Origin of the sequence: Thalassobius vesicularis (genome assembly GCF_004799325.1) — a bacterium.
Lineage (GTDB): Bacteria > Pseudomonadota > Alphaproteobacteria > Rhodobacterales > Rhodobacteraceae > Thalassobius > Thalassobius vesicularis.
The window spans coordinates 392,516-419,176 of record NZ_SSMD01000004.1 but is presented as its reverse complement, the minus strand read 5'-3'; the positions used below and the strand labels follow the sequence as shown (position 1 = coordinate 419,176).

Sequence of the window (26,661 nt, the reverse complement as noted above, 5' to 3'; positions counted from 1 at the left end):
TGACGTGGGTCAAGAAAACGACACGCCTTGTTCCCATATGGGTGGTGCACCGACCTCAGAAGGTAATCGTTGATGCCCGCCAAGACCAAGCCCGCCGCCGCCCCTGTCACCGATCAGGCTCAGCTGCCCGTCCCAGTGGCCAAACCGCAGTCGCAGGTCCGTCCGACGCCGCAGCAGCAGCACAAGTACGAGACCTTTGACCGGGCTGTGCGGGCCTCGATGGCGCGGATGACGGCGGGGCTGTCGCCCTATGCGGCCGCTGTGGCATGGGCCGACTGGATAGCGCATCTGGCCACCGCGCCGGGCCGCCAGTTGGAGATGATCGAGCAGGCACAGAAAAACGCGCTGCGCCTGACCACCTACTTGACCGGCCAGACCCACGCCAGCGCCGAGCCTCCGTTCAAGCCCAAGCCCGAGGATCACCGTTTCGCCCATCCCAGCTGGCAGAAACCGCCGTTCAACATGCTGGCGCAAAGCTTTCTGGCCACTCAGGACTGGTGGGACAAGGCGACGTGCTGCGTGCCGGGTGCGATTCCCCAGAACACCGACCGGGTCGATTTCATGGTGCGGCAGATGCTGGACATGATCGCGCCCTCGAACATCCCCGCGCTGAACCCCGAGATTCTGGACGCCGCCCGTAACACCAAGGGCCAGTCGCTGATCGAAGGGTTCGAGCTGTGGATGCGCGATCTGGAGGACGCCGCGACCGGCGAAACCCACGCCGACACCGGTGACTTCGTCGTCGGAGAGACGCTGGCCTGCACCCCCGGCCAGGTTGTTTATCGCAACCAACTGATCGAGCTGCTGCAATACAGCCCGCAGACCGAAGCCGTGCATGCGGAGCCGATCCTGATCGTGCCCGCCTGGATCATGAAGTACTACATTCTGGACCTGAGCCAGCACAACTCGCTGATCAACTATCTGGTCGGTCAGGGCTTTACCGTCTTTGCGATCTCGTGGGTCAATCCCGGCGAAGAACTGCGCGACGTGACGCTGGATGATTACCGTCAGCAGGGCGTTCTGGCCGCGCTGGATGCGATCGGCACCATCATCCCGGATCAGAAGGTCCACGCCTGCGGCTATTGCCTGGGCGGCACGATCCTGTCGATCACGGCGGCCACGATGGCGCGAGAGCGCGACGACCGGCTGGCCTCGGTCACGCTGCTGGCCGCGCAGACGGATTTCACCGAAGCCGGAGAGCTGATGCTGTTCCTGGACGACAGTCAGGTCGCCTATCTAGAGGACATGATGTGGGATCAGGGCTTCTTGGATCAGCGCCAAATGAGCGGCGCCTTTCAGGCTCTGCGCGCCGAGGATCTGATCTGGACCCGCGCCGTGCGCCGCTACCTGATGGGGCTGGACGACAAGGCCGCCGACATCTCGGTCTGGAATATGGACGCGACGCGGATGCCCTACAAGATGCACAGCCAGTACCTGCGCGGGCTGTTCATGGAGAATCGTCTGACCGCCGGCCGCTATGCCGTCGATGGCCGGGTGATTGCGCTGAAGGACGTGCAGGTGCCGTTCTTTATCGTCGGCACGGAAAAGGACCACATCGCGCCGTGGCATTCCGTCTACAAAACGGCGCTGTTCACCAATGGCGACCTGACTTTTGTGCTGGTGAAGGGCGGCCATAACGGCGGCATCGTCAGCGAGCCGGGACACCCGCATCGCCACTACCGCAAGGGTCACCGCGCGCCGAACGCGCTGTACATGGACCCCGACACCTGGCTGGCCAGCCATGACAAGATCGAAGGGTCGTGGTGGCCGGAATGGAGCGAGTGGCTGACCTCGGTTCAGGGGGATGCGACGCTGGTCACACCGCCCCGGATGGGGGCGGCCGAGAAGGGCCTGCCGCCGCTTGCGCCGGCGCCAGGCACCTATGTGTTCATCAAGTAGCCTTAGCGGCTGAGCAACCGCACCATCGTCGCCTGCGAAACGTATCCGGTCACCGGCAGCTGGCTGGCGCGCTGGAACTGGCGGATCGCCTTGCGGGTGGCCTTGTCGAACTCGCCATCCGGGTTGCCGGGATCAAAACCCCGGTTTCGCAGGGTATTTTCCACCAGCAAGCGGGTGATCGGGTTGCCCGCCACGACGGCCTCTTCGGCCTTGTCCTTTTCGATCTGGTCGGCGTTTTTGCGTTCCTCGTCCAGCTCCTCGATCCGGGCGCGCGCGGTGGGCGCGAAGTCGCTTTCGGGGTATTGCGCCAGGAACCGGCGGTAGGCCGAGATCGTGTCGGCGGTGCGCGCCTCGTCCCAGGCGACCCGCATCCGGTAATCGGCATCGCGGCGGCGGCGCAGGTCGTATTCATCCAGACGGGCACGTGCCTCGTCCGAGAAAATGCCATCCGGGAAGCGGCGCAGGTATTCGCGCAGGCTGGCCTCGTCCCCGCGTACGCCGACGGTGGCCCAGAAATCGCGGTCACGCCGCTCTTCCTCGGCGCGGCGACGGCGCTCTTCTTCTTCCAGTTCGCGGGCGCGCCGCAGGGCATCCTGTCGCAGCGTTTCCAACTGGCCGTTGTTCACATATCCGGTTTCGATCCAGCCCTTCGAGCGCTGGTAGGCCACGATCGCGGTACGGGTGCCCGCGCCGAAAATGCCGTCAATCCCGCGGGTATCAAAGCCCAGCAGAGTCAGTTGACGCTGGATTTCACGCCGCGCATCGCGGGACAGGTTCAGCGCGGCCTCATCGGCTTCGGCCTCGCGGTTGGGGTGCTGGAGGATGTCCTCGATCATGCGCCGCGCCTCGTTGATGTACATGCCGCGCGGGAAACGCGACAGGTAGGCGCGATAGGCCTCGATCGTGCCGATGTCGCGGGCCGCACTCCAATAAGCCGACTCGCTATCCACCACGGGGCCCGAGGTCGCGCCAAGGGGTTGATCGGACACATAGCCCTGGAATGTGATGCCCTGCCCGGTTTGCGCCAGCTGTGCCAGCGACACGCGGGATTGCAGGATCTGGTCGCGCAGCACCGGCAACATCCGCTCCGCCCGCCCCTGCATCGCCGCCACGCCCTGCGGCAGGTCCGGCACTACGGCACCAGCGACAAGGCCCGCGCCGACCGGCGTATTATCGGGGCGCGAGGCCGAGATCAGCATCAGCGCCTTGCCGGGGTAATCTCCCAGCATATCCGCCAAGGCGTTCACCGACATCGCGTATTGCCCGACGTTGAGCGAGGTCACCTGACCGTAATCGCGCGCCAGCAGCCAGCCGTCGGTGGGCCCTTCGGCCATGCGGCCCGACAGGACCACGACAACGCGATCCACCTGACCCGAGGCCAGAGCCTGCTGGAAGTCATTCGCCGCGCGGGCCATGTTCCAGGCGTTCCAGCTTTCGCCGCCGAACACGCGGAAGCCCTGCTGCTGCAACGCACCGGCATAGGAAACGTAGGAGGCCGCATCCGTCGCCGTCGAGACGCGATCATAGTCGCGGTTGGTCAGGATCAGGGCATAGTCGGCCGCCCATGAAGAAAGGGCCGTGGTCGCCCAAAGCGCCGCGGCCCCAAGGATGGAGTGGGTGAATCGCATGACAGTCCTCCTTCTCGGGTCCTGTCATCATAGCAATCAAATCAGTCGTATGTTCTTTGATCTTCGATAACTTTGCCGTCATTCGGCAAGGAACCGGGGGTCAGAACCTCGATTTTGCCCTTCAGCTTCAGAACTTCGACGACAGATTTGCCGAAAGCGTCGATGCTGCCGCCGTTCGCTTCGATCTGAACGGTCATTGTGTCCATCTCGCCGTCGCGGCCGGCAATGACGCGGGCCTTGACGATTTCCGGGTGCTTGGCGACCAGCGAAGCCACCTGTTCGGGGCGCACGAACATGCCCTTGATCTTGGTGGTCTGGTCCGCACGGCCCATCCAGCCCTTGATCCGGGTGTTGGTGCGGCCGCAGGGGCTGATACCGGGCAGGATCGCGCTCAGATCGCCGGTAGCGAAACGGATCAACGGGTAATCGGGGTTCAGCGTGGTCACGACGACCTCGCCCACCTGGCCGGGGGCGACGGGGTCGCCGGTGCCGGGGGTGACGATCTCGACGATGACATGCTCGTCCACGATCATGCCTTCCATCGCGGCGGATTCGTAGGCGATATTGCCCAGATCGGCGGTGGCATAGCATTGCAGGCAGTCGATGCCGCGGTCCTTGTATTCCTGACGCAGCGAGGGGAACAGCGCCCCGCCACCAACGGCAGCCTTGGTAATACCCAGCGACAGGCCCATCGCGTCGGCCTTGTCCAGAATCACCTTCAGGTAATCGGGCGTGCCGGCATAGGCGGTCACGCCGACATCGGCGGCAGCGCGGGCCTGCAGTTCGGTCTGGCCGGTGCCGGCGGGCAGCACGGCGGCGCCAACGGCGCGCGCACCGGATTCAAAGATCATGCCGGCGGGCGTCAGGTGGTAGCCAAAGCAGTTCTGCACGATGTCGCCCAGACCAATGCCACAGGCATGCAGGAAGCGGCCCATGCGCCACCAGTCATGCTCGGTTCCGCCCGGTTCATAGATCGGACCCGGCGATTGGAAGATATGCGCGAACCCGCTGGCCGGACGCGTGGTCAACCCGCCGAACGGAGAGGCATTGGCCTGCGCCTTGCCCAGATCGGATTTGCGCAGCACCGGCAGACGCGCCAGATCGGCAACCGAGGCAATCTGATCGGCGTCGAAACCCGCCAGACTGTCACCATACCCGGCCAGAGCCTGCGCGCGGGCGATCTGCCTCGGCAGCGCCTCGGCGAGGGCCGCAGCGCGCTGATCGTCGCTGCGCGTTTCGAGGTCATCGAAGAAACGGGTCATGTACAGGTCTCCTGGCCGAGGAACATCATCTGCCCGGCAATCACTTGCTTTTCGCTGGGGCGGGATCGGCCCGCCCCCTGTCTTTTCGTTGTGAGCGGCCGTTAGCTGAGCCAACGCTTGCGGCGACGATAGGACCGCACTTCGCGGAAGCTCTTGCGGCCCTCATCAGACATGCCGAGGTAGAACTCTTTCACGTCGGGGTTTTCGCGCAGATCCTTGGCCGGGCCGTCCATCACGACACGCCCCGATTCCAGGATGTAGCCATAATGCGCAAACCGCAGCGCCACGTTGGTGTTCTGTTCGGCCAGAAGGAAGGTCACGCCTTCTTTCTCGTTCAAGCCTTTGACGATGTTGAAGATTTCTTCAACCAGCTGCGGCGCCAGACCCATCGAGGGTTCGTCCAGCAGGATGGTTTCGGGCTTCGACATGATGGCACGGCCAATGGCGACCATCTGCTGCTCACCGCCCGAGGTATAGCCAGCCTGACTGCGGCGGCGTTCCTTTAGACGGGGGAAATAGTCGTAAACCATGTTCAGGTCGGCATCGATATCGCCGCGCGACGCGCCGCGCGTGTACGAGCCGGTCAGCAGGTTTTCCTCGACCGTGAGGTGTTCAAAGCAGTGACGGCCTTCCATGACCTGGATCACGCCCTTTTTCACCAGCTCTGCCGGGTTCAGGTCCTGCACGCGCTCGCCGCGATAGTTGATCGAGCCCTTGGTGACCTCGCCGCGCTCAGAGTGCAGCAGGTTCGAAATCGCCTTGAGCGTGGTGGTCTTGCCTGCGCCGTTGCCGCCCAGCAAGGCGGTGATGCCGCCCTTGGGGACTTTCAGGCTGACGCCCTTCAGCACAAGGATAACGTGGTTGTAGATCACCTCGATGTTGTTGACCTCCAGAAGGGTCTCATCGGTGGGTCCAGCGTCCAGCATCTGCGTCTACTTTCTGATAATCGTTCGGGTAGGCCCCGGCCACGCACAAGGCGCAGCCGGGACGGTGATCAAGGACTTAGTTACAGCCCGGCGTGATGCCATTTTCCTTGGCATACGCTTCCGAGTCGCCAGCGATCAGCGGGTTCAGAACCTCTTGATCCGACTGCATGTACTCGGTGATCATGTTCCATTTGCCAGCTTTTGCATCCCACTGGGTCACAGCACCAAAGCCATCACCACCGTGGTTGGCGCAGGACACCTTGAACGACGGGCCGAAGTTCGGCAGACCCAGAGCGGTCATTTTGTCTTCGGTCATTTCAAGGTTTTCCATCCCGTCGCGCATTTGCTGCGGGGTGATGGTCGCGGTGCCGTGCATCGCCTGTGCGGTCTTGGCTGCTTCTGCGGCCAGCATTGCGGCATACAGACCACGGTTATACAGAACCGTACCCAGTTGATCGCCCGCGCCTGCGGCTTTGCCTGCGTCAACGACATATTTCTTGATGTCGTCATACAGCGGGTAATCCGAACCGACGTTGTGGAAGGTCAGCGCCTTGTAGCCGTTGGCACCTTCACCGGCGGGCAGCACGTCGTTTTCCGAACCCGACCACCAGATACCGATGAAGTTTTCCATCGGGTAACGGATGTTCACAGCTTCCTGAATGGCAACCTGGTTCATTACGCCCCAGCCCCACATGATCACATAATCCGGGCGTTCGCGGCGGATTTGCAGCCACTGGGATTTCTGTTCCTGACCGGGGTGGTCAACAGCCAGTTGGGTCAGAGTGTAGCCGTGCTTTTTCGACAGTTCTTCCAGCGTGCGGATCGGTTCCTTACCGTAGGCCGAGTTGTGGTAAACCAGCGCGATTTTCTTGCCCTTCAGATCACCGCCATTGAGGTCCAGCAGGTGCTTGATCGCAACCGAAGCGCCATCCCAGTAGTTTGCGGGATAGTTGAAGATGTTGTTGAACACAGCGCCGTTCTTGGCCGAGGTCCGACCATAGCCCATCGAGTGAACCGGAATACCGTCTGCGGTGGCTTTGGGGATCAGCTGATAGGTGATACCAGTCGACAGCGGTTGATACACCAGCGCGCCCGAACCTTTGGTGGATTCATAGCATTCCACGCCTTTTTCGGTGTTATAGCCGGTTTCGCATTCCACCAGATTGATCTTTTCACCGCCGATGCCGCCATCGCGTTCGTTCAGCAGGGTGAAATAGTCCTGATAGCCATCCGCAAAGGGGATGCCGTTCGCGGCATAGGGACCAGTCCGGTAGCTCAGCGCGGAAAAGGTCAGGTCAGCCATTGCCGGGGCTGCGGCCACAATGGCAGCAACAGCGGCAGAGATCAGTTTCAGTTTCATCGGTTTAATTCCTCCCTTTGGTCATATCCGATGGTTTCGGTTTACCGAGGGTTTTGCCCCCCGGTGTTTGGCTGGCCCCGCCTTAGTGCGGGAAGGGCCAAAGCCGTAGTTTTTCCTTGGCGACGCGCCACAGTTGCGCCAGCCCATGTGGTTCGGCGATCAGGAACGTGATGATCAGACCGCCCACAATCATGAATTCCAGATGCGCAGCCAGATCGGTGGGCCAGCCCAGACCGGACACCAGCACGTTCTTCAGCAGCACCGGCAACAGCACCAGGAACGCCGCCCCGGCGAAAGAGCCAAAGATCGACCCCAGACCGCCGATGATGATCATGAACAGCACCAGGAACGATTTGTTGATGCCGAAAGCCTCCCCAACTTCGACAGCGCCCAGGTAGACCGAGAAGAACAGCGCCCCGGACACCCCGATGAAGAACGAGCTGACAGCGAAGGCGCTGAGCTTCGAACGCAGGGGATCCACGCCGATGATCTCGGCCGCGATGTCCATGTCACGGATCGCCATCCACTTACGACCGACCGAACCACGGGTCAGGTTACGGGCGATGATGGCGCAGATGGTCACGAACACCAGGCAGAACAGGTAGGTCGTCCAGGCCGAGGCATGGGGGCCGGTCACGGCATAGCCGAACACCGTCCGCTCGGGCGAGCTGATCTGACCCGAGGCCGAGTAGTTGTAGAACCACGGCACCTTGTTGAACAGCCAGACCAGGAAGAACTGCGCCGCCAGCGTTGCCACGGCCAGATAGAAGCCCTTGATCCGCAGCGACGGCAGGCCGAACAGCACACCGACGATGGCGGTGATGCCACCGGCCAGCAGGACGTGGAAGAACACGTTCACTTCGGGGAAGGCGGTCATCAACTTGTAGACGGCATAGGCGCCCACAGCCATGAAACCCCCGGTGCCCAGCGAAACCTGGCCGCAATAGCCCACCAGGATGTTCAGACCGATCGCCGCGATCGAGTAGATCAGGAACGGCAGCAGAACGGCGTTGGCCCAGTAGTCGTTCACGATGAACGGGATCACGCAGAAGGCGACGAACAGGACAAAGTAGTACCGGTACCGATCGAACTTGATCGGAAAGGTCTGGTTGTCATCGGTGTAGGACGTTTTGAAATCGCCCGCTTCACGATAGAACATGTTTCCTTACCCCTGCTCTTGTGCGTGGGTGAACCCCATCGCCGAATTGTTGATCTTGTGGCCGCGCGAGAGTTTCAGATAGGCGAGAACGCCCGTCAGAAAGCCCAGTCCGGCCAGCGCAGTCGCCGTGATGATCTGCGATTGCGTCATGTCGCTGGCGGTCAGGGCGATGTAGCCAAAGGCCCAGAACCCCGACCAGGAGATCACGTTGATGATGGCAATCAGCTTGTTCATGCTCAGACCCTCTCGATGATCTTTTCGCCGAACAGGCCCTGCGGACGGAACACCAGGAACAGCAGCGCCAGCACGTAGGCGAACCAGTTCTCGGTCGCGCCGCCGACCATCGGGCCGATCAGGAATTCGAACATCTTCTCGCCCACACCGATGATCAGGCCGCCAACGATGGCGCCGGGGATCGAGGTGAAGCCACCCAGCATCAGAACCGGCAGGGCCTTCAGTGCGATCAGCGACAGCGAGAACTGCACGCCCGACTTGGCACCCCACATGATACCGGCAACCAGCGCGACGAAGCCCGCAACCGACCAAACCATGACCCAGATGAAGTTCAGCGAGATGCCGACCGACAGAGCGGCCTGGTGATCGTCCGCCACGGCGCGCATGGCGCGGCCTTGCTTGGTGTACTGGCTGAACAGAACCAGCAGGATCACTAGGATGGTCGCGATGACAGCCGCAACGATGTCCAGGTTGTCGATGAAGAAGCCGTAGCCGAACGCGCCGTAGGTCACTTCGTCGATCAGGGCGTTCATGCCCTGGGGAATACCGACATCCAGTTTCTTGATGTCCGAGCCCCACATGATGTCGCCGAAGCCTTCCATGAAGTAGGCAAGACCGATGGTCGCCATGAACAGGATGATCGGTTCCTGGTTGACCAGGTGACGGAAGATCAGCTGCTGCACGATCCAAGCAAGCGCCACCATCACACCCATTGTCAGGATGATCGCCAGGAAGGATGGGATGTTCCAGCCGAAGTGGTGCACCTCGGTGCCGAATACAGCGTTGATCAGGTGCGCGAACGGCACCTGGCCGTCCATGATACCCACCAGCGTCAGTGCTGCGAACAGCGCCATCACGCCCTGGGCGTAGTTGAAGATGCCCGACGCCTTGTAGATCAGAACGAAGCCCAGTGCGACGAGTGCATAAAGCACGCCCGCCATCAGGCCGTTCAGGAAGACCTCGGTGCCGAAGAGAAGTTGATCAGGCATGGCTCGTGCCTCCGGTCAGAGTGGTCGGGAAAAGTGCGAAATCAGTCATGAGAAACCCCCAGATAGGCGTCGATCACGTCCTGGTTGTTTCGCACTTCGTCGGGAGTGCCGTCACCGATCTTCTTGCCGTAGTCCATCACGACCACGCGGTCGCTAAGGTCCATCACGACGCCCATGTCGTGTTCGATCAGGGCGATGGTCGTGCCGAATTCGTCGTTCACGTCCAGGATAAAGCGGGACATGTCCTCTTTTTCCTCGACGTTCATGCCGGCCATCGGTTCGTCCAGCAGCAGCAGGCTGGGTTCAGCCGCCAGTGCGCGCGCCAGTTCGACACGCTTTTTCAGACCATAGGGCAGACGGGCCACCGGGGTCTTGCGGATCGACTGGATTTCCAGGAAGTCGATGACCTTTTCCACGACTTCGCGGTTGGCCACTTCTTCCTTCTCGGCAGCACCTTTCCAGATCGCCTGCTGGGCCATGTTGGCCTTCATGTGGTTCAGGCGGCCGGTCATGACGTTGTCCAGCACGGTCATGCCTTCGAACAGCGCGATGTTCTGGAAAGTACGGGCGATGCCCTGACGGGCGACCTCGTAGGGCTTCATCGAAGGACGACGCGCGCCCTTGTACCAGACTTCGCCCTCTTGCGGGACGTAGAAACCCGAAATCACGTTCAGCATCGAGGACTTACCAGCACCGTTCGGGCCGATGATGGCGCGAATTTCGCCTTCCTTGATGTCAAAGCTGATGTCCGTGATCGCCTTCACACCGCCAAAGCGCAGCGTGATGTTCTTCATCTCCATCAGAGTGCCGCCGATTTTGCGGCCGTCTGCGGTGACGTATCCTTCGTTCTTGTTCTCGCTCATTCCGCAGCCACCTTCTGAGTAGTCACCGGCGCAATCGCCGCATCGATCAGTTTCAGCGTTGCGCTGATCGAACCTTTGCGACCGTCTTCGTAGGTCACTTCGGTGGTGGTAAAGATCTGGTCCTTACCGTCGTACAGCGCGTCGATCAGATCCTGGAATTTCTCTTCCACGATCCGGCGGCGCACCTTACGGGTCCGGGTCATTTCGCCGTCATCCGCATCCAGTTCCTTGTGCAGAACCAGGAAGCGGTGGATCTGGCAGCCCGACAGCATCTCGTCCTGGGCGACCGAGCGGTTCACCTCTTCGACGTGCGCTTTGATGGCGTCCAGAACCTTCGGGTGACCGGCCAGTTCCTGATACGAGGAATAGGCGATGTTGTTCCGTTCGGCCCAGTTGCCGACGGCACCCATGTCGATGTTGATGAACGCCATGCAGCGATCACGGCCATTGCCGAACAGCACGGCTTCCAGAATGTTCGGGAAGAACTTCAGCTTGTTCTCGACATACTTGGGCGCGAACATGCTGCCATCGGCCATTTTGCCAACGTCCTTGGCACGGTCGATGATGCGCAGGTGGCCGGTGTCGGGCTCGATGAAGCCAGCGTCGCCGGTGGCAACCCAACCCTCGGCATCCTTGGTCGAGGCGGTGCTTTCCGGGTTCTTGTAGTATTCTTCGAACACGCCGGGGCTGCGATAGAACACCTCGCCGCTGTCGTCGATCCGCAGTTCCACGCCGGGGGCCGGTACGCCAACGGTATCGTTGCGCACTTCGCCATCGGGCTGAACGGTGATGAACACGGTGGCTTCGGTCTGGCCGTACAGCTGCTTCAGGTTGATACCCAGCGAGCGGTAGAATTCAAAGATTTCCGGACCGATCGCCTCACCCGCAGTGTAGCCGACGCGAACGCGGCTCAGGCCCAGGGTGTTCTTCAGCGGACCGTAAATGAACAGGTCACCCAGCGCATATTGCAGACGGTCGATAAAGCCGACCGGCTTGCCGTCCAGGATCTTGGGGCCGACGCGCTTGGCCACGGCCATGTACTTGTCGAACAGGCGCTTCTTGAACTTGCTGGCGTCTTCCATGCGGATCATGACGTTGGTCAGCTGGGTTTCGAACACGCGCGGCGGGGCGAAATAGTAGGTCGGCCCGATTTCGCGCAGGTCTGCTGCCATGGTCTCGGGGCTTTCGGGGCAGTTCACGCAGAACCCGCACCAATAGGCTTGACCCAGCGAAAAGATGAAGTCACCGACCCATGCCATCGGCAGGTAAGCCAGGATTTCTTCGTCGATCTTCAGATGGTCGAACTCGGCCGAGTTCTTGGCGCTCTCGATCACGTTGCGGTTCGACAGAACCACGCCCTTCGGCTTGCCGGTCGTACCCGAGGTGTACAGCATAACGCAGGTGCTGGAGTAATCCAGCTTGGCCTTGCGGTTATTCAGCTCGGGGGTCAGTTCGTCACGGGCGGCAAAGCCCTGTTCCTGAACGTGGCTGAATTCATGCAGGCGCGTGTGGTCGTATTTGCGCATGCCGCGCGGATCGACATAGATCATGTGCTCGAACTGATGCAGGCGGTCCTGCACCTCGATGACCTTGTCGACCTGTTCCTGATCTTCGGCGATGACGAAACGCGCACCGCAGTGATCCAGAACATAGGCCATCTCTTCGGCGGCGCTGTCCTGATAGATCGGCACCGGGATGGCACCCACCGACTGCGCGGCGACCATCGACCAGTAGAAGTGCGGACGGTTGCGGCCAATGATGGCGATGAAGTCGCCCTCGTTGACGCCCAGATTGATCAAACCACGCGCAAGATTGTTGATCTCGCGCTTGGTTTCATTCCACGTCCAGCTCTGCCAGATGCCAAACTCTTTTTCCCGATATGCGGGTCTGTTCCCGAACTCGGTGGCGTTACGGTGCAAAAGCGCCGGAATGGACTGCAGTCCACCGGCCGCCTGTGACGACTGTGCCAATTCTATTCCTCCCAAATGGCCGTTCTGCCTGGCCTGCGACCGCCTGCAAACGGCGATTCTCCCGCTTGCTAGGGTGCGCATCCATATTGCGCCGTCAACTTTTTCCTGAACATTTCGCAAATCTTACGAATTGTAACAGGATGAATTTATTCACTTTTTCCGCAGCGCAGCATAACAATGGGGGGCTTTCCCCGCTTGGCACAATGATGCTAATCGTTTGAAATCCTTGGCTCACAAAGGGAAGGCCGCCCAAGATGCGCGACACCGAAGCCCTGACCATGGCAGGACTGAATTTGATCCAGCAGGCCCTGTCGATCTACGACAGCAAGCTGAATCTGGTGATTTGTAACCGTCGTTTTCAGGAAATGTTCGAGCTTCCCGAGGCACTTGTGACCCCCGGGGCCAGTTTCGCGGACACCATCCGGTTCCTGTCTGAACGCGGCGAATACGGCCCCCTTGCCGACCATGACGAGGTGGTCGCCTACCGCGTGGAACAGGCGCTGGCCTTTGCGCCGCACTATATCGAACGGGTCCGCCCCAACGGGCAGCGCATCTCGGTCGAGGGGAACCCGCTGCCGCAGGGCGGCTGGGTTGCGGTCTACACCGACATCACCCGGATGAAGCAGCAAGAGGAATTGCTGCGCACCCGATCCGAGGAAATGACAGACAAGGTGCTGGCCTATGCCGAGGAGCTGGCCACCGCGAACCGCAAGCTGCAATCGACCATCGCCGCGCTGGAAGAAACCAAGCGTTTTGTCGTCGAGGCCGAGGCCCGCACCCGTCTGACGACGGAAATGATGCCCGCCCATATCGCGCATGTGGGGCGGGACCGGTGCTATACCTTCTCGAACCGTCGCTTATCCTCGGTCATGCCTGGGCGTCCGGTGGACATCATCGGGCTCAACATCGGCGACGCCTTGGGTGAATCGGCCTATGCCGCGATCCGCCCGCATCTGGACGAAGCCTTTGCTGGCAAGGCTTCTGCGTTCGAGTTCAATGACGAGATCAGCTCGCGCCGCATTCGCACCTCGTTCACGCCGGACATGACGAAGGACGGCAAGATCGCTGGCGTCTACATCATGTCGGTGGATATCACGCAGGAAACGCAGGCGCGCTCGGCCTTGCAACAGACCCGCCGCCGGGAAATGGCCGCGCAGCTGACCAGTGGGATGGCGCATGATTTCTCGAACCTGCTGACTATCATCCTTGGCAGCCAATCCCGCCTGCAACGGATGGAGCTACCGGATGCCGCCCGCGAGTTGGTCAACGCCACGCTGTCGGCGGCGCATCGGGGGGGCAGTTTGCTCAACCGGCTGGCCGACATCACGGGCGCGCGCGACTGGAACCCGCAGCCCGCCAGCCTGTCCGCTGTGCTGGCCGATTTGCGGACTCTGGCCCTGCCCGCTTTGCCGGAAACGATCCGGTTTCACCTGAACAACCTGATGCGCGACGACATGCTAATGCTGGACACCGGCATGTTGCAGGACTCGCTGTTGAACCTGATCCTGAACGCGCGGGATGCCTGCGGCGGCAACGGGAAAATCACGCTGACCGTGACCCCGGTTCAGGGGCTTTGGGTGGAATTCGCGGTCATGGACACCGGCCCCGGTTTCTCTGAGGCCGCAATGGCCCACGCGTTGGAGCCGTTCTTTACCACCAAGGGCGGCGAAGGGTCGGGCCTGGGGCTGGCTATGGTCTATGACATGACGAAACTGGCCGGTGGGCGCGTTCGCTTGGGCAATACCGAGGACGGCGGCGGCCTTGTCGTGCTGCGCCTGCCCCTGCGGCTGGCCGCGCCCGCGGTGGCACCCGGCCTTGTCCTGCTGGTCGAGGACAGCCCCGATCTGCGCACGGGCATCCGCGAAATGCTGACGGATATGGGCCACACCGTGATCGAAGCCGCCAGCGCCGAAGAGGCGTTGCTGCTCAATTCCGAGCTTCCCGAAATCTCGCGCATTCTGTCGGATATCACGCTGGCCGGGGACATGACTGGCGTAGATTTTGTGCAGGCCCTTCCAAAGGGGCACCCACCCTGTTACCTCATGACATCGCTCAACCCCGAGGATGCCCTGTTCCGAGAGGCCGAAGATTTGGCCCCGGTTCTGCGTAAACCCTTCTCGGGAAAACAACTTTCGACACTATTCGCAACGACGAAGACGACCCAATGACCCAAGCGCCCCTTGTCACGATCCTGGACGACGAACCGGCCATCCGCACCATGCTGGCCGACGCGCTGGAGGAAGCCGGGTTCCGCACCATGGGATTCGCCCGCGCGACCGAGTTCGAAGCGGCCCTGAAAACCGCCGCCCCGGATGTGTGCCTGGTCGATCTGTCGCTGCCCGACCGCGACGGGCTGAGCCTGGTGCACCGCCTGGCGCTGGAGCAAGGCGCGACGGTCATCATCATCTCGGGGCGCGCGCAGGTACAGGACCGGGTAACCGGGCTGGAACTGGGCGCCGACGACTACATCATCAAGCCGTTCGATCCGTCCGAAGTGGTGGCCCGCATCCGCGCCCGGCTGCGCCGCGAAAAGCCCGCCACCCAAACCGGAAACACCGCCCGTTTCAACGGCTGGACCGCACATTTCGACAGCTACATCCTGACGGATGAGACCGGCGCAGAAACCCCGTTTTCACATGCCGAGGGCGAGGTCCTGCGCCTATTCCTGGAACGGCCAAAGCGTTTGATCTCGCGCGCGATCATGCAAGAAACCCTGGGCGGTGCGGCAGGCGAAAGTTTCGACCGGGCGATGGATGTACGGATTTCCCGCCTGCGCACCAAACTGCGCGAAGATCCCAAGAACCCCCGCCTGATCAAAACGATCTACGGTGCAGGCTACATCTTTCTGGGCGACGTCAGCTGGAGCTGAGTTTTCCGAGCAGAGTCAGGCTCTTGCCCCCGTCCGCAGGCGCGGATACGATTCGGGTATGCTCAGCTGCCTCATGTATCGAACCTGCCAGAAATCCGGTCGCCGACGCTTCTACCGCGTCGAGCTGACCTATAACCTGTTCCAAGAGGTTTCGGTGCTGCGCGAATGGGGCCTGAGCGGCGGGCGCGGGGTGTCGCGGATCGACATCTACCACAGCCTGCGCAACGCCTCGGAAGCGGCGGACCGCATTCGCAACAACACCCTGAAACGCGGGTATTCCCGCGCCGCGTGACCTTGCACAGCGGGTTGCGCCCGGCCTCGGAACGCCCTACCCCTGTGGCGAACAGGAACGAGGCCCCAATGTCCACGATTACCCTAGTACGCCACGGTCAGGCCAACACCTCGGCCCAGGACGAACACAACTACGACCGGCTCAGCGATCTGGGGCACCGTCAGGCACAATGGCTGGGCGACCACCTGGACGCCACGGGCGAGCATTTCGAGCGTGTCTACTGCGGCACCCTGCTGCGCCACCGCCAGACCGCCGAGGGGATGCGCGCTCAGAACCGTTCCACCCTTGTCGTCGACAAACGCCTGAACGAGATGGAGTTCTTTACCCTGGCGAACCTGCTGCGCGACCAGCAGGGCGTTCCCATGCCAAGCTCTCGCGAGGCCTTCGTGACCTACATGCCGATGCTGCTGGCAAAATGGCAGGCGGGCGAGATCGCCTCGCCCCCCGAGACGTTCCAGCAATTCGAATCCCGCGTGGCCGAGATTCTGGCCGAAATCGCCGCAGGACGCGGACCGGCGCTGGTGGTGACGTCGGGCGGGCTGATCGGGATGGCGTTTCGTCAGGCCATGGGGTTGGACATCACCGCATTTTCACGGACTTGCATTGCGATCATGAATACCTCAGTTCATCGACTGCATCCGATCGGAGAGCGCCTCTCGATGACGCAGTTCAACGCTGTGCCGCATCTGGATCGCCCGGACCGCCAGTTTGCCCAGACCCATCTGTAACCCGACGCCAGCAAAGGACGAACCGATGACACATCTGTGGGTACGCGCCGAACAACGCCCGAACGAAGACCGCGTCGGATTGACCCCCGAAGGGGCCGCCGCGCTGATCGCCGCCGGCATCCGCGTCACGGTCGAGGAAAGCGCGACCCGCGCGATCCCAATGAAAGGCTATGTCGAGGCAGGCGTCGAAATCGCACCGGAAAACAGCTGGCCCGATGCTCCGCTGGACGCGATCATCTTTGGCCTGAAAGAGCTGCCCGACGATGGCACGCCCCTGCCGCATCGTCACATCATGTTCGGCCACGCCTTCAAGGGCCAGTATTCCGGCAAACGGCTGTTGGAGCGGTTCAAGGTCGGCGGTGGCACGCTCTATGATCTGGAATATCTGGTCGACGAAACCGGCCGCCGTGTCGCGGCCTTTGGCTATTGGGCCGGCTATGCGGGCGCTGCGGTCACGCTGAAGGCGTGGGCGGCACAGCAACGCGGCGAACTCTGCGGTCCGGTCGGGGCCTATCCGGGCAAAGACGCCCTAAACGCTGAACTTCTGGCCGAGTTGGAGCAGATCGGCACCCGGCCAAGCGCCATCGTCATCGGCGCGCTGGGTCGCGTCGGCACCGGCGCGTCGGACCTGTGCGAGGCGATGGGCATCACCGTCACCAAATGGGACATGGCGGAAACCGCAAGCGGTGGCCCCTTCCCTGAAATTCTGGACCACGACCTGTTCCTGAACTGCATCTTCGCACGCCCCGGCACCCCGGTGTTTGTGCCTCGGGAATCCCTGTTGTGGGCCCGCAAACTGACGGCCATTGGCGACATCGCCTGCGACCCGGACAGCGATTACAACCCCGTGCCGGTCTATGACCGCGCCACCAGCTGGCAGGCCCCGGCCCTGCGCGTCGCCGAAGATCCGGTGATGGATGTCATGGCGATCGACAACTTGCCCTCGATGCTGCCGGTTGAAAGCTCTGAGGATTATGCGGCGCAATTGCTGCCGTCGCTGCTGACCCTGACCGAGCTGGAAAAGGGCGTCTGGAACCGGGCCCGAGAAACCTACCTGCAGCACGTCGCAAAGGTGTAGGCCATGGCGCTCTATGTTGGGTATCTCGCAGCGTTTCTGGGTATGGTCTGCTGGATTCCGCAGGCGCGGCAGGTCTGGGTGACCAAGGACACCAAATCGCTGTCACTGACGGCCAACCTGCTGTTTCTGGCCACGGTCAGCCTGTGGCTGGTCTATGGCTTGATGATTACCGACTGGCCGATCATTCTGGCCAATATCGTGGCCGTGATCGCGATGATCGCCATCGTCGCGGCCAAACTAAAGTTCAAATAGACGGAGGACACCCCATGACCATCCACTGGTGCGGCACCGGCCTTTCGGCCATCCCCGGCCTGCGTCGGCTGTTGCAGGCGGGGCAGCCTGTCACGGTCTGGAACCGAACCACCGCCAAAGCCCAAGAGGCCGTCGGCGACCTGACCCAGAACATCCACGCCTTCAGCCTTGAGGCGCTGACCGCCGTTCTGGCCAAGGGCGACGTGGTGGTCTCGATGCTGCCGGCGGACATGCACGTCCCGCTGGCGCAGCTGTGCCTTGAGAAGGACGCGCATTTCGTCTCGTCCTCCTACATCTCGCCGGAAATGCGCGCGCTGGATGATGCCGCCCGTGAAAAGGGCCTGCGCTTTGTGAACGAGGTCGGTCTGGACCCGGGCATCGACCACCTGATGGCTCATGCGCTGGTCGCGGATTATCGTGCGTCGGATGCCTATGACGCCTCCAACACGATCTCTTTCACCTCCTATTGCGGCGGCGTTCCGAAGATCCCGAACGCGTTCCGGTATAAATTCAGCTGGTCGCCACTTGGCGTGCTGAAGGCGCTGCGCTCGCCTTCACGCTCAATCCGCGACTTCTCCGAACTGCGCGTGAACCGCCCGTGGGACGCGATCACCAGCTACGACGCCCCCCTGCCCCAACCCGAAACCTTCGAGGTTTACCCGAACCGCGACTCGCTGCCGTTCATCGAGGATTACAAGTTCGATCCGAATTGGCCCGTGAAGGAATTCGTACGTGGCACGATCCGACTGAACGGCTGGGCCGATGCCTGGGCAAGCGTCTTCCGCGAGATCGAAACCCTGACCGGCCCCGAGGGCGATGCGCGCCTGAAGCAGATGTCCGATCAGTTCTGGGCCGAGAATGCGTATGACGAGGATGAGCCCGACCGCGTGGTCCTGTTCGTCGACCTGATCGCCCAGAAGGACGGGCAGGATGTCTGGCACAAGACCTATGTCATGGATGCCTGGGGCGACGCCCGTGGCACGGCGATGGCGCGCCTGGTTTCGGTTCCCGTGTCCCTGGCCGTCGAGGCGGTTCTGAACCGCACGGTGCCGGCCGGTGTCACGGCCGCCCCGTCTGACCCGAAACTGGTCAGCGAGTGGATGGGGGAAATCGACAAACTGGCGCAGCACTTGCAAATCGTGACCCGCGCCTGAAACGCAAAAGCGCCCGCCTGAAAAGGCGGGCGCTTTCGTCAAGTCCGGCGCTTAGCGTGCGCCGAAGCCGGTTTCGACAGCCACATCCGAGCCACCGAAGTTGTACGCCACGACAGCGCCGTTTTCGGCGATGGCGGCTTCGCTCGGGTTCAGCAGGTCCGCGGCTTCCAGCGACAGTTGGTCACCAACGGTGACGCTCAGTGCGCCAAACAGGGCAATCGCGGCATCACGCGGTGCCAGGATGCTTTCGGCGGGCACGTTGCGGGTCATCAGGGTGCCTTTGGCATAACCATCCTCGGCCACTGCGGCAGAGGCGAAACCAAGGGCTGCGATGGAGGCGATCAGTGCGTATTTCATTGTATTTCCTTTCCGTTTTTCTAGGGGCGATCATTCGTCCTGGCTGGGAAATGGGAGGGATTTCGGGGGACTTCAAGGAACGCAACCCGTTGAGAAACGTGCGAAAATTGAGGATCAGCCTGCATTCTTGCACGACACATCGGCGTGATTGAACCCGGCCTTGCTGCACTGGCAAATCGCGCATTTGCCGCCCGTTTTCCCACACGTTCGATCACGAAAAATCACGGAGCGTGCGAACCCATCGCCGCCCCTTGAAACGAAAAAACGGGCCGATTGGCCCGTTTTGGAACTCCGGTCAGGGCGACAGGTCAGCCCCCGCGGATCAAATCGTCTTCTTCGTCGTAGGCTGACAGCCCCAATTCCTCTAACCCGGCCTCAAGATGGTCCGACAGATGCGGTGTTCCCATCAGATAATCGGGCGTTGGCACGGTCGCTTCGGCCATCGCCGTTTCGCGGGCCTCTTGAAACTCGTCGGCATCGAAACTGCCACGGCCGACCCACATCAGGGCGACAAGGTCTGTCTGCTCTTCTTCGGTCAGCCGCTCCAGAAAGGCGCGCAACTCTCCCTCGGCACGATCCAGCTCTCGTGCCATCAAGATGACATTGGCGACTTTGTTCAGCGAGATCTCAAGCATCGGGGGGCCCTCCTGTCTGCGCATGCTTGCATGACAGGTTCCTCTGCGACAAGGGATAAGTCCTTGATCTGGGGCAAATCGCCGGGTCAGTTATCTTGCGGATGTTCCAGACGCAGGACCGGCGTTTCAGGCTCGGGCGCCAGTTCCTCAAAGTCGAAATTGTCCAGACGGCGCGCACGGCGACCGGCCTTGTCGGCGCTGATCTTGATCTCGGCGATGTCCTTGGCGGCCTGGCCGAAATGACGGTCCAGGTTTTCAACACGCGTGCCCAGGCGTTCGACATCGGCAAACAGCAGCCCCAACTCGCGCCGGATCGCGCCCGCCTGTTCGCGCATCCTTGCGTCCTTGAGGATCGCGCGCATCGTGTTCAGCGTGGCCATGCAGGTGGTCGGAGACACGATCCAGACCCGCGCGGCAAAGCCTTCGCGCACCAGTTCGGGGAAATTGGCGTGCAGCTCGGCATAGACCGCCTCGGACGGCAGGAACATCAGCGCGCCGTCGGCTGTTTCACCCTCGATCAGGTAGCGTTCGGAAATCGCGCGGATGTGGGTGCGTACGGTTTGCCGCAAAAGTTGTGCAGCGCGGTTGAGTTGATCCTGAGTTTCAGCGCGGCGCAGGGCCTCGTAGGCCTCCAGCGGGAATTTCGAGTCGATCACGATCGGCCCCGGCGGGTTGGGCAGATGGATCAGGCAGTCAGCCCGCCGCCCGTTCGAAAGCGTTGCCTGCCAGGTGTAACTGTCTGACGGCAAAGCCTTTCCCACGATGTCGCGCAATTGGATTTCTCCGAATGCGCCGCGGGTTTGCTTGTTCGACAAGATGTCCTGCAGGCTGAGAACGTCGCCAGACAGCTTGGTGATATTCTCTTGCGCCTTGTCGATGGCCTGCAGACGCTGCTGCAATTCACCTAGCGAATGCGCCGTCCGACGGGCCGAGCCTTGCAGGTTCTCGTTCATCTGCAAGCTGACCTGCGCCAGACGTTTTTCCATCAATTGCAGCATGTTAGCCTGGCTGGCCGCCTGCGCTTCGGACACGTGGTGCAGCCCACCGGCCAGTTGCTGCTGCCCGTCCGAAAGCGACTGCACCCGCTGGCCCAGCACCTGCATCTGCTGCGAAATCGGGGCGGCCAAGCGGGCGGATTGACCGGCTGCGCGCACCGCCATGATCAGCAGGATCAGCACCAAAAGGACCACCCCGGCACCGGCCAAAACGGCCAAAACCAAAGGATCGTTTAACGCATAGCTCTGTCCACCGATGGTAATCATGTGCGCCCAAAAAGTCGTTCAATATCAGAGAGTTTCAGTTCCACATAGGTGGGACGGCCGTGGTTGCACTGGCCCGAATGCGGGGTCGATTCCATCTCTCTTAACAGAGCGTTCATCTCTTCTGCGCGCATGCGGCGGCCGGAGCGGATGGAGCCGTGGCAGGCGACGCGCGACAGGATCGCCTCGATACGTGCGTTAACCAATTGCGAGTCGCCCATGTCCGACAGCTCGTCCAGCACGTCCAGAACCAAGGCGCGGGCGTTCACTTCGCCCAGAATGGCAGGGGTTTCGCGCACGGCGATGGCGCCGCCGCCAAACGGCTCCAGAAATAGGCCAACACGTTGTAAATCATCGGAAATATCCATGATCCGCGCGCAGTCCGCGGGCGAGAGTTCGACCACTTCGGGGATCAGCAGCGCCTGCGACGGGACGCCGTTTTCGGCCATCTGCTTTTTCAGTTTTTCATAGACCAGCCGTTCGTGGGCGGCGTGTTGGTCCACGATCACCATCCCAGTATCCGTCTGGGCGATGATATAATTTTCGTGAAGTTGCGCCCGCGCAGCACCAAGCGGAAGGGTTTCGAGCCTCTCGTCGCTGCCTTCCGGGCGCGCCTCGATCACTTCGACCCGCGCGCTGTAGCTTTGGCTGAGTTCGGCAAAGCCCGGCGTGGGCATTTGCGCCTGGTAAACGCTGCGCACGGTTGCAGGGTTGGGCCGATCCATTTGGTAAACGCGGGGTGTCGTTTCCGGACGGAAGGCGCCAAGCGTCGCAGAAGCCACCGTCGAGGACGCCCGATGCCCCGATTCGGCCAGTGCATGACGCAGCGCCGAGACGATCAAACCGCGGACGATGCCGGGGTCGCGGAAGCGGACTTCGGATTTGGCGGGGTGGACGTTCACGTCGACCAGATGGGGGTCGCATTCTATGAACAAGGCCGCCGCGGGGTGGCGATCGCGGCTGAGAAAGTCGAAATATGCCCCCTTCAGGGCCCCGATCAGCAGCTTGTCCCGCACCGGGCGGCCGTTGACGAACAGGAACTGCGCCACCGCCGAACCGCGCGAATAGGTCGGCAGGGCGGCGTAGCCGGTCAGCATGAAGCCTTCGCGTTCCGCGTTGATTTTCAAAGAGTTTTCCGCAAATTCAGCCCCCAGGACGGTGGCCAGACGGCCATGCAGCGCGTCGAACAGGTCGCCGGTTTCGGGGTCGGCGCGAAAGGTCACGCGGCCCTCCCCTCCCTTTTCCGTCACGTCACGCAAAATAAATCCGACGAAGGGTTCGGCCATCGCCAGACGTTTGACCGTGTCGGTGATGGCCTGCATCTCGGCGCGGTCGGTTCGCAGAAATTTAAGACGTGCGGGGGTGGCGTAGAACAGGTCTCGCAGCTCGACCACGGTGCCACGGGTCAGCGCGGCGGGTTTGACCGGCCCGATCTGCCCGCCCGAGACGGTGATCTGCGCGGCGTCATGGCCCCCGGCGCGGCTGGTGATCGACAGGCGGCCAACGGCGCCCAAAGAGGGTAACGCCTCGCCGCGAAAGCCAAAACTGTGGATGTCCAGCAGGTCAGAGCCGTCGATTTTCGAGGTCGCATGACGCGACAGGGCCAGCGGCAACTGATCCGGCGTGATGCCGCATCCATCGTCGGCCACACGGATCAGCGTCTTGCCGCCATCGGCGATGGCGATGTCGATTCGGCGCGCGCCGGCATCGAGCGCATTCTCAACCAGTTCTTTGACGGCAGAGGCGGGGCGTTCGACCACCTCGCCCGCCGCGATTCGGTTGATTGCGGCCTCGTCCAGCTGCCGGATTACGGGCTGATCTGTGGATATTTTGGGGTTCGCCTGCGACATACCCCAATCTGTAGCATGGCCCCGCCCGATTCTGCCAACGGGATTTCGGCCAGTCGTAAACGCGCCAAACGCGGCTTTACGATCCGTTAAGGCGCGAAATTGTATGATTCTTGTCGATTTTTGTACGCTGTTAACCGGCCAATGCGGCGCGGTACCAGGCGGCGAGTTTGGCGCGCTCCTCGGGCTCCATCCAGGACAGGTTGGCGGGGGGCATGGCGTGGGTGATCCCGGCCTGAAGGTAGATGTCGCGGGCGTGGCGGGCGATCTGGGCCTCGGTTTCCAGCACGACGCCCTTGGGCGCGTGGCGGAGGCCGTCCCAGGAGGGTTCGGCGGCGTGGCACATGGAGCAGCGGCCCATCACGATGTCATAGGTGTCGGCGAAACCGTCCGCCTCGACAAAGCGGGCCTCGGCGGCGGTCAGTTCCTCGGGGGCGTCTTTCCACATGGGGGCCAGCGACAGGGCCATGACGGCGATGAACAGCGCGGCGGTCAAGGCCCAGGTCCAGTAGGGCGTGCCTTTGCGGGCGTGCATCGAGTTGAAGAAATGCCGGATGGTGACGCCCATCAGAAAGACCAGCGCGGCGATCAGCCAGTTGTATTCAGTGGCGAAGGCCAGCGGGTAGTGGTTCGACAGCATCATGAAGATGACCGGCAGCGTCAGGTAGTTGTTGTGGGTGCTGCGCTGCTTGGCGATCTTGCCGAACTTGGGGTCGGGTTTGCGGCCAGCGATCAGGTCGGCGACGACGATCTTCTGGTTCGGGATGATGATGAAGAACACGTTGGCGGACATGATGGTGGCGGTGAAGGCCCCAAGGTGCAGCAGCGCGGCGCGGCCCGCGAAGACGGAAGTGTAGAAGTAGCTCATGCCGACCAGCACCACGAAAAGGGCGAGCATCAGCACGGTCTGGTTGGCGTTCACGAAGAGCTTGCACAGGGTGTTGTAGACGATCCAGCCAAAGGCCAGCGAGGCGACGGAGATGCCGATGGCCTGCCAGGTGGTAAGTTCCAGCACGGCGGGGTCGACCAAGTAGAACTCGGCCCCCCAGTAGTAGACCACGGCCAGCAGGGCGAAGCCGGTCAGCCAGGTGGAGTAGCTCTCCCACTTAAACCACACGAGGCCGTCGGGCATGTTGGCGGGGGCGACCAGGTATTTCTGGATGTGGTAGAAGCCGCCGCCGTGGACCTGCCATTCCTCTCCGTCCGCGCCCGATGCTAGGTTGCGGTCGCGGTGCAGGCCCAGATCCAGCGCGATGAAGTAGAAGGACGAGCCGATCCAGGCGATCGCGGTGACGACGTGCAGCCAGCGCACGGCAAATTCCAGCCATTCGGTGATGGCGATCCAGTCCAGCATTTGGCCTCTCCTGTTCGTTTTGTGCAGGCTATCGCGGCGGGCACTTGTTTGTTAATCCTCACAATCGCAGCAACAGTTTCAAGAGATCGCTGAAAATGTCCTATGTGAACAATATCCGCATGTTCGTGCGCGTCTACGAATTGGGCAGCATGAGCGCGGCGGCACGGGATCAGCGGTGCTCGCCTGCCGTGGCGTCGGCACGGATCGCGGAGTTGGAGAAACATCTGGGCGTGCGGCTGTTCAACCGGACCACGCGGGCGCTGAGTGCGACGGAGCACGGAGAGCTGTTCTATGACGGCGCCAACCGCATCCTTGAGGCGATCGACAGCGCCGAGGCGGCGGTGATGGAGGCTAGCCAGTCGCCGCGCGGGACGCTGTTCGTCTCGGCCCCGCTGGGGGTGGGGCGGCGGTTCATCGCGCCCGCCGTGCCCGCGTTCAAGGCGCAGTACCCGGAAATCGACATCCGCCTGCGCCTGTCGGACCGGGTGATTGACGTGACCGGCGAAGGGCTGGACCTGGCGTTTCATCTGGGGCCGCTGGGCGATAGCGACCTGAAAATCCGGGTGATCGCGGATTGCCCGCGCATCCTGTGCGCCGCCCCCGACTATATCGCCCGACGCGGCATGCCCGAGGACGGACAGGCGCTGGTCGACGAAGGCCACGACTGCCTGAACCTGCGATTCCCCGGCGCGAAGGAATTCCAGTGGACCCTGCAAACCCAACGCGGCCCCCGCAAGTTCGAAATCCGCGGCCCGTTTGAATCCGATGATGGCGACGTGCTGACCGGATGGGCGCTGGCCGGGGCGGGGATCGTGCTGAAGCCGGTGTTCGAAGTGGCCGAGCATTTGCGCTCGGGCGCACTGGTGCCGGTGGCGGTGGCGACGCCGCCTTTGCCTACGCAATTGGCATCGCTGGCCCCCAGCCGCAAATTTCGTGACCCGAAAGTGCGGCTTTTTGCCGATTTCATCACGACCCACTGCAAGGAGGCGCTGGCCTCCTTACATTCCGGTCATGACTTGCGTCCCGAGTGACGCCAGACCCAAACAGGAGACCCCGATATGAAAACCGAAACCGTTGGCAGCGCGACGCTGGAAACATGGACCGTGGACGAGGTGCAGGCCGCGTTCGACGCCGATCAGATCGTGCTGATCGACGTGCGCACCCCGCAGGAATACATGTTCGAACATATCGACGGCGCGCTGCTGATGCCGATGGCGTTTTTCAAGGCGGCCAAGCTGCCGGGGCAAAGCGACAAACGGATCGTGTTCCATTGCGGTTCCGGCATGCGGTCCGAGCGCGTGGCGCGGGCGGCGATCGAGGGCGGGATCACCAACATCGCCCACATGGCCGGCGGCATGGGCGCGTGGAAAGAGGCGCAAAAGCCCTATATCGGCACCAACATGGCCACCGGCGCCCCTCAGCGCGTCGAGGCGTAACTCACCAGCTAGAATAAGGCCGCGCCTGCGAGTGCGGCCTTTATTATTTTGGGCAATGCTCTGAAGGTCTAAGAAAACAGTCAACGCTGCGCCCAAATTTATCTGATTCAGCCACCCAGGATTGTTGTACCCCCCTTAAATTTATCTAATATTCAACTGAAAATTTCATTCAGGGGGAGGGTAGCAAGTGAGCTTTAAAGAACACATCCCGATAATTAAGGATCTTGGGACACTTGGCATTGCGGTTGTAAGCCTCGTGATGTCAGGAACATCACTGCGACAGACTAATGAGTTGTCTGTCGCCGATTACGCAGAGCGTATTCGTGAGAACGAGACCCGTTTGAAATACGTCGAAACAGGACAATCATCAGCAACCACAAAATTGGACGCGCTGACTTCGCGGGTTGCTAGTCAGACGACGGTTGGCGATGTCGAGTTGCTGCGAAGCAAGATTTCCCAGCTAGAGGCTGAACTGGCGCGTGTCGCCGAGCTGAAGACATCCGGCGGCGCGGGGCCGTCGGCTGAACAGGTCGCCTCGGTGCTGGCGAACCGTTATTCAGAGGTGCTGCGCGGCCCAGACGGGCCGCAGGGTCCGCAAGGGCCGAAGGGCGAAGCGGGGCCAGCCGGACCTCAAGGGCCAGCCGGGGCGGCAGGAACAGGAGGAGCTACAGCGCTACCGGCATCCGATCCGGCGGTTCGGGCGGGGCTGGTGTTCACGAGCGATTTTCCGGCGCGACAGGTCGGGGATATGAAGATCGAATTGGTGAAATGCAACAATGGCGGGTCTTCGGTGTCTTGTGAGTTTCAGATGACGTCATCAAGAGAAGAATTGGGCGATTGGATGCCCAAAGCTTACAACTCTTATGTCGCATTGGAAAATTCAAAATGGTTGGAGGGTGATCGCGTAACTATTTTGGGCGTTAGCGACAATGCCGTTAGACACACATTCATCAAAGATATTCCCGTCCGTGTCACGATGAACTTTGTCTCAAAGGGTTCCATCAGCGGCTCAGGCTTGGCACACGTCAAGTTTTGCAGTGGAGACAATTGCAGAACCAAGGCTGAATGGAGCAACGTAGCCTTTGCGTCATGACAATCTAAGTAATCGCA

General features: G+C 61.7%; 25 protein-coding genes. 11 read left to right on the top strand and 14 right to left on the bottom strand.

The features are described from left to right. Window positions 1-72 precede the first annotated feature (72 nt). Complete coding sequence (locus E7681_RS10960; RefSeq protein ID WP_136339324.1) at window positions 73-1,899, top strand: PHA/PHB synthase family protein; 1,827 nt, start codon at window positions 73-75, stop codon at window positions 1,897-1,899. A 2-nt stretch (window positions 1,900-1,901) separates the two neighbouring features. Here E7681_RS10960 and E7681_RS10955 read toward each other — a convergent pair whose 3' ends face one another. The 9 genes from E7681_RS10955 to E7681_RS10915 all read right to left on the bottom strand — a co-directional run bounded on the left by E7681_RS10955 (window position 1,902) and on the right by E7681_RS10915 (window position 12,260). Next, window positions 1,902-3,527 carry a peptidoglycan-binding protein gene (locus tag E7681_RS10955; RefSeq protein WP_136339323.1) on the bottom strand — a complete coding sequence of 542 codons (1,626 nt, stop codon included), beginning with the start codon at window positions 3,525-3,527 and terminating at the stop codon, window positions 1,902-1,904. 41 nt (window positions 3,528-3,568) lie between these two features. After that, complete coding sequence (locus E7681_RS10950) at window positions 3,569-4,789, bottom strand: phenylacetate--CoA ligase family protein (RefSeq protein WP_136339322.1); 1,221 nt, start codon at window positions 4,787-4,789, stop codon at window positions 3,569-3,571. A gap of 101 nt (window positions 4,790-4,890) precedes the next feature. Beyond that, window positions 4,891-5,715: an ABC transporter ATP-binding protein gene (locus E7681_RS10945; RefSeq protein WP_136339321.1), complete on the bottom strand. Its 825-nt coding sequence runs from the start codon at window positions 5,713-5,715 to the stop codon at window positions 4,891-4,893. Between the two features lie 76 nt (window positions 5,716-5,791). Beyond that, the gene (locus E7681_RS10940) at window positions 5,792-7,075 is read right to left on the bottom strand and encodes an ABC transporter substrate-binding protein (RefSeq protein WP_136339320.1); all 1,284 of its coding nucleotides are present in this window, start codon (window positions 7,073-7,075) and stop codon (window positions 5,792-5,794) included. 82 nt (window positions 7,076-7,157) lie between these two features. Further along, window positions 7,158-8,234, bottom strand: a complete 1,077-nt coding sequence (locus tag E7681_RS10935) for a branched-chain amino acid ABC transporter permease (RefSeq protein WP_136339319.1) — start codon at window positions 8,232-8,234, stop codon at window positions 7,158-7,160. 6 nt (window positions 8,235-8,240) lie between these two features. Then, the gene (locus tag E7681_RS10930) at window positions 8,241-8,468 is read right to left on the bottom strand and encodes a hypothetical protein (RefSeq protein ID WP_136339318.1); all 228 of its coding nucleotides are present in this window, start codon (window positions 8,466-8,468) and stop codon (window positions 8,241-8,243) included. A 2-nt stretch (window positions 8,469-8,470) separates the two neighbouring features. Further along, a complete protein-coding gene (locus E7681_RS10925) occupies window positions 8,471-9,457 on the bottom strand; it encodes a branched-chain amino acid ABC transporter permease (protein WP_136339317.1) in 987 nt (328 codons plus the stop codon). A 41-nt stretch (window positions 9,458-9,498) separates the two neighbouring features. Next, window positions 9,499-10,320: an ABC transporter ATP-binding protein gene (locus tag E7681_RS10920; RefSeq protein ID WP_136339316.1), complete on the bottom strand. Its 822-nt coding sequence runs from the start codon at window positions 10,318-10,320 to the stop codon at window positions 9,499-9,501. Beyond that, window positions 10,317-12,260, bottom strand: a complete 1,944-nt coding sequence (locus E7681_RS10915) for an AMP-binding protein (RefSeq protein WP_136339362.1) — start codon at window positions 12,258-12,260, stop codon at window positions 10,317-10,319. The genes E7681_RS10920 and E7681_RS10915 overlap by 4 nt, the downstream gene beginning before the upstream one ends. A 284-nt stretch (window positions 12,261-12,544) precedes the next feature. Here E7681_RS10915 and E7681_RS10910 point away from each other — a divergent pair, with 284 nt between their 5' ends. From E7681_RS10910 to E7681_RS10880, 7 genes are all read left to right on the top strand, one after another. Further along, the gene (locus tag E7681_RS10910; RefSeq protein ID WP_136339315.1) at window positions 12,545-14,458 is read left to right on the top strand and encodes a hybrid sensor histidine kinase/response regulator; all 1,914 of its coding nucleotides are present in this window, start codon (window positions 12,545-12,547) and stop codon (window positions 14,456-14,458) included. Further along, window positions 14,455-15,159: a response regulator transcription factor gene (locus E7681_RS10905; RefSeq protein ID WP_136339314.1), complete on the top strand. Its 705-nt coding sequence runs from the start codon at window positions 14,455-14,457 to the stop codon at window positions 15,157-15,159. Before E7681_RS10910 ends, E7681_RS10905 begins: the two co-directional genes overlap by 4 nt. A 58-nt stretch (window positions 15,160-15,217) precedes the next feature. Then, window positions 15,218-15,451, top strand: coding sequence for a WGR domain-containing protein (locus tag E7681_RS10900; protein WP_136339313.1), 234 nt, complete (start codon window positions 15,218-15,220; stop codon window positions 15,449-15,451). A gap of 68 nt (window positions 15,452-15,519) precedes the next feature. Continuing rightward, window positions 15,520-16,179 (top strand): histidine phosphatase family protein, encoded by a 660-nt coding sequence (locus tag E7681_RS10895; protein ID WP_136339312.1) that lies wholly within the window; start codon window positions 15,520-15,522, stop codon window positions 16,177-16,179. A 25-nt stretch (window positions 16,180-16,204) separates the two neighbouring features. Further along, a complete protein-coding gene (locus E7681_RS10890) occupies window positions 16,205-17,257 on the top strand; it encodes a saccharopine dehydrogenase (protein WP_136339311.1) in 1,053 nt (350 codons plus the stop codon). Window positions 17,258-17,260: 3 nt separating this feature from the next. Continuing rightward, window positions 17,261-17,509 carry a SemiSWEET family sugar transporter gene (locus tag E7681_RS10885; protein WP_136339310.1) on the top strand — a complete coding sequence of 83 codons (249 nt, stop codon included), beginning with the start codon at window positions 17,261-17,263 and terminating at the stop codon, window positions 17,507-17,509. A gap of 14 nt (window positions 17,510-17,523) precedes the next feature. Further along, window positions 17,524-18,663 carry a saccharopine dehydrogenase family protein gene (locus tag E7681_RS10880; protein ID WP_136339309.1) on the top strand — a complete coding sequence of 380 codons (1,140 nt, stop codon included), beginning with the start codon at window positions 17,524-17,526 and terminating at the stop codon, window positions 18,661-18,663. Between the two features lie 51 nt (window positions 18,664-18,714). On the opposite strand, the gene E7681_RS10875 is transcribed toward E7681_RS10880, so the two are convergent. From E7681_RS10875 to E7681_RS10855, 5 genes are all read right to left on the bottom strand, one after another. Continuing rightward, on the bottom strand, window positions 18,715-19,020 hold the full coding sequence (locus tag E7681_RS10875) for a hypothetical protein (protein WP_136339308.1): 306 nt from the start codon (window positions 19,018-19,020) through the stop codon (window positions 18,715-18,717). A 308-nt stretch (window positions 19,021-19,328) separates the two neighbouring features. After that, window positions 19,329-19,655: a DUF3775 domain-containing protein gene (locus tag E7681_RS10870; RefSeq protein WP_136339307.1), complete on the bottom strand. Its 327-nt coding sequence runs from the start codon at window positions 19,653-19,655 to the stop codon at window positions 19,329-19,331. A gap of 86 nt (window positions 19,656-19,741) precedes the next feature. Next, window positions 19,742-20,917 (bottom strand): DNA recombination protein RmuC, encoded by a 1,176-nt coding sequence (locus E7681_RS10865; protein WP_136339306.1) that lies wholly within the window; start codon window positions 20,915-20,917, stop codon window positions 19,742-19,744. After that, a complete protein-coding gene (gene mutL, locus E7681_RS10860; protein ID WP_136339305.1) occupies window positions 20,914-22,764 on the bottom strand; it encodes a DNA mismatch repair endonuclease MutL in 1,851 nt (616 codons plus the stop codon). Before mutL ends, E7681_RS10865 begins: the two co-directional genes overlap by 4 nt. Window positions 22,765-22,894: 130 nt before the next feature. Continuing rightward, the gene (locus tag E7681_RS10855; protein ID WP_136339304.1) at window positions 22,895-24,115 is read right to left on the bottom strand and encodes a urate hydroxylase PuuD; all 1,221 of its coding nucleotides are present in this window, start codon (window positions 24,113-24,115) and stop codon (window positions 22,895-22,897) included. A 95-nt stretch (window positions 24,116-24,210) separates the two neighbouring features. Here E7681_RS10855 and E7681_RS10850 point away from each other — a divergent pair, with 95 nt between their 5' ends. The 3 genes from E7681_RS10850 (at window position 24,211) to E7681_RS19285 (ending at window position 26,644) form a co-directional block, all read left to right on the top strand. Further along, entirely contained in the window at window positions 24,211-25,146 is a 936-nt protein-coding gene (locus E7681_RS10850) for a LysR family transcriptional regulator (protein ID WP_136339303.1), read from the top strand. A gap of 27 nt (window positions 25,147-25,173) precedes the next feature. After that, window positions 25,174-25,551: a rhodanese-like domain-containing protein gene (locus E7681_RS10845; RefSeq protein ID WP_136339302.1), complete on the top strand. Its 378-nt coding sequence runs from the start codon at window positions 25,174-25,176 to the stop codon at window positions 25,549-25,551. Between the two features lie 187 nt (window positions 25,552-25,738). Beyond that, complete coding sequence (locus E7681_RS19285) at window positions 25,739-26,644, top strand: collagen-like triple helix repeat-containing protein (protein WP_211089789.1); 906 nt, start codon at window positions 25,739-25,741, stop codon at window positions 26,642-26,644. Window positions 26,645-26,661: the final 17 nt, after the last annotated feature.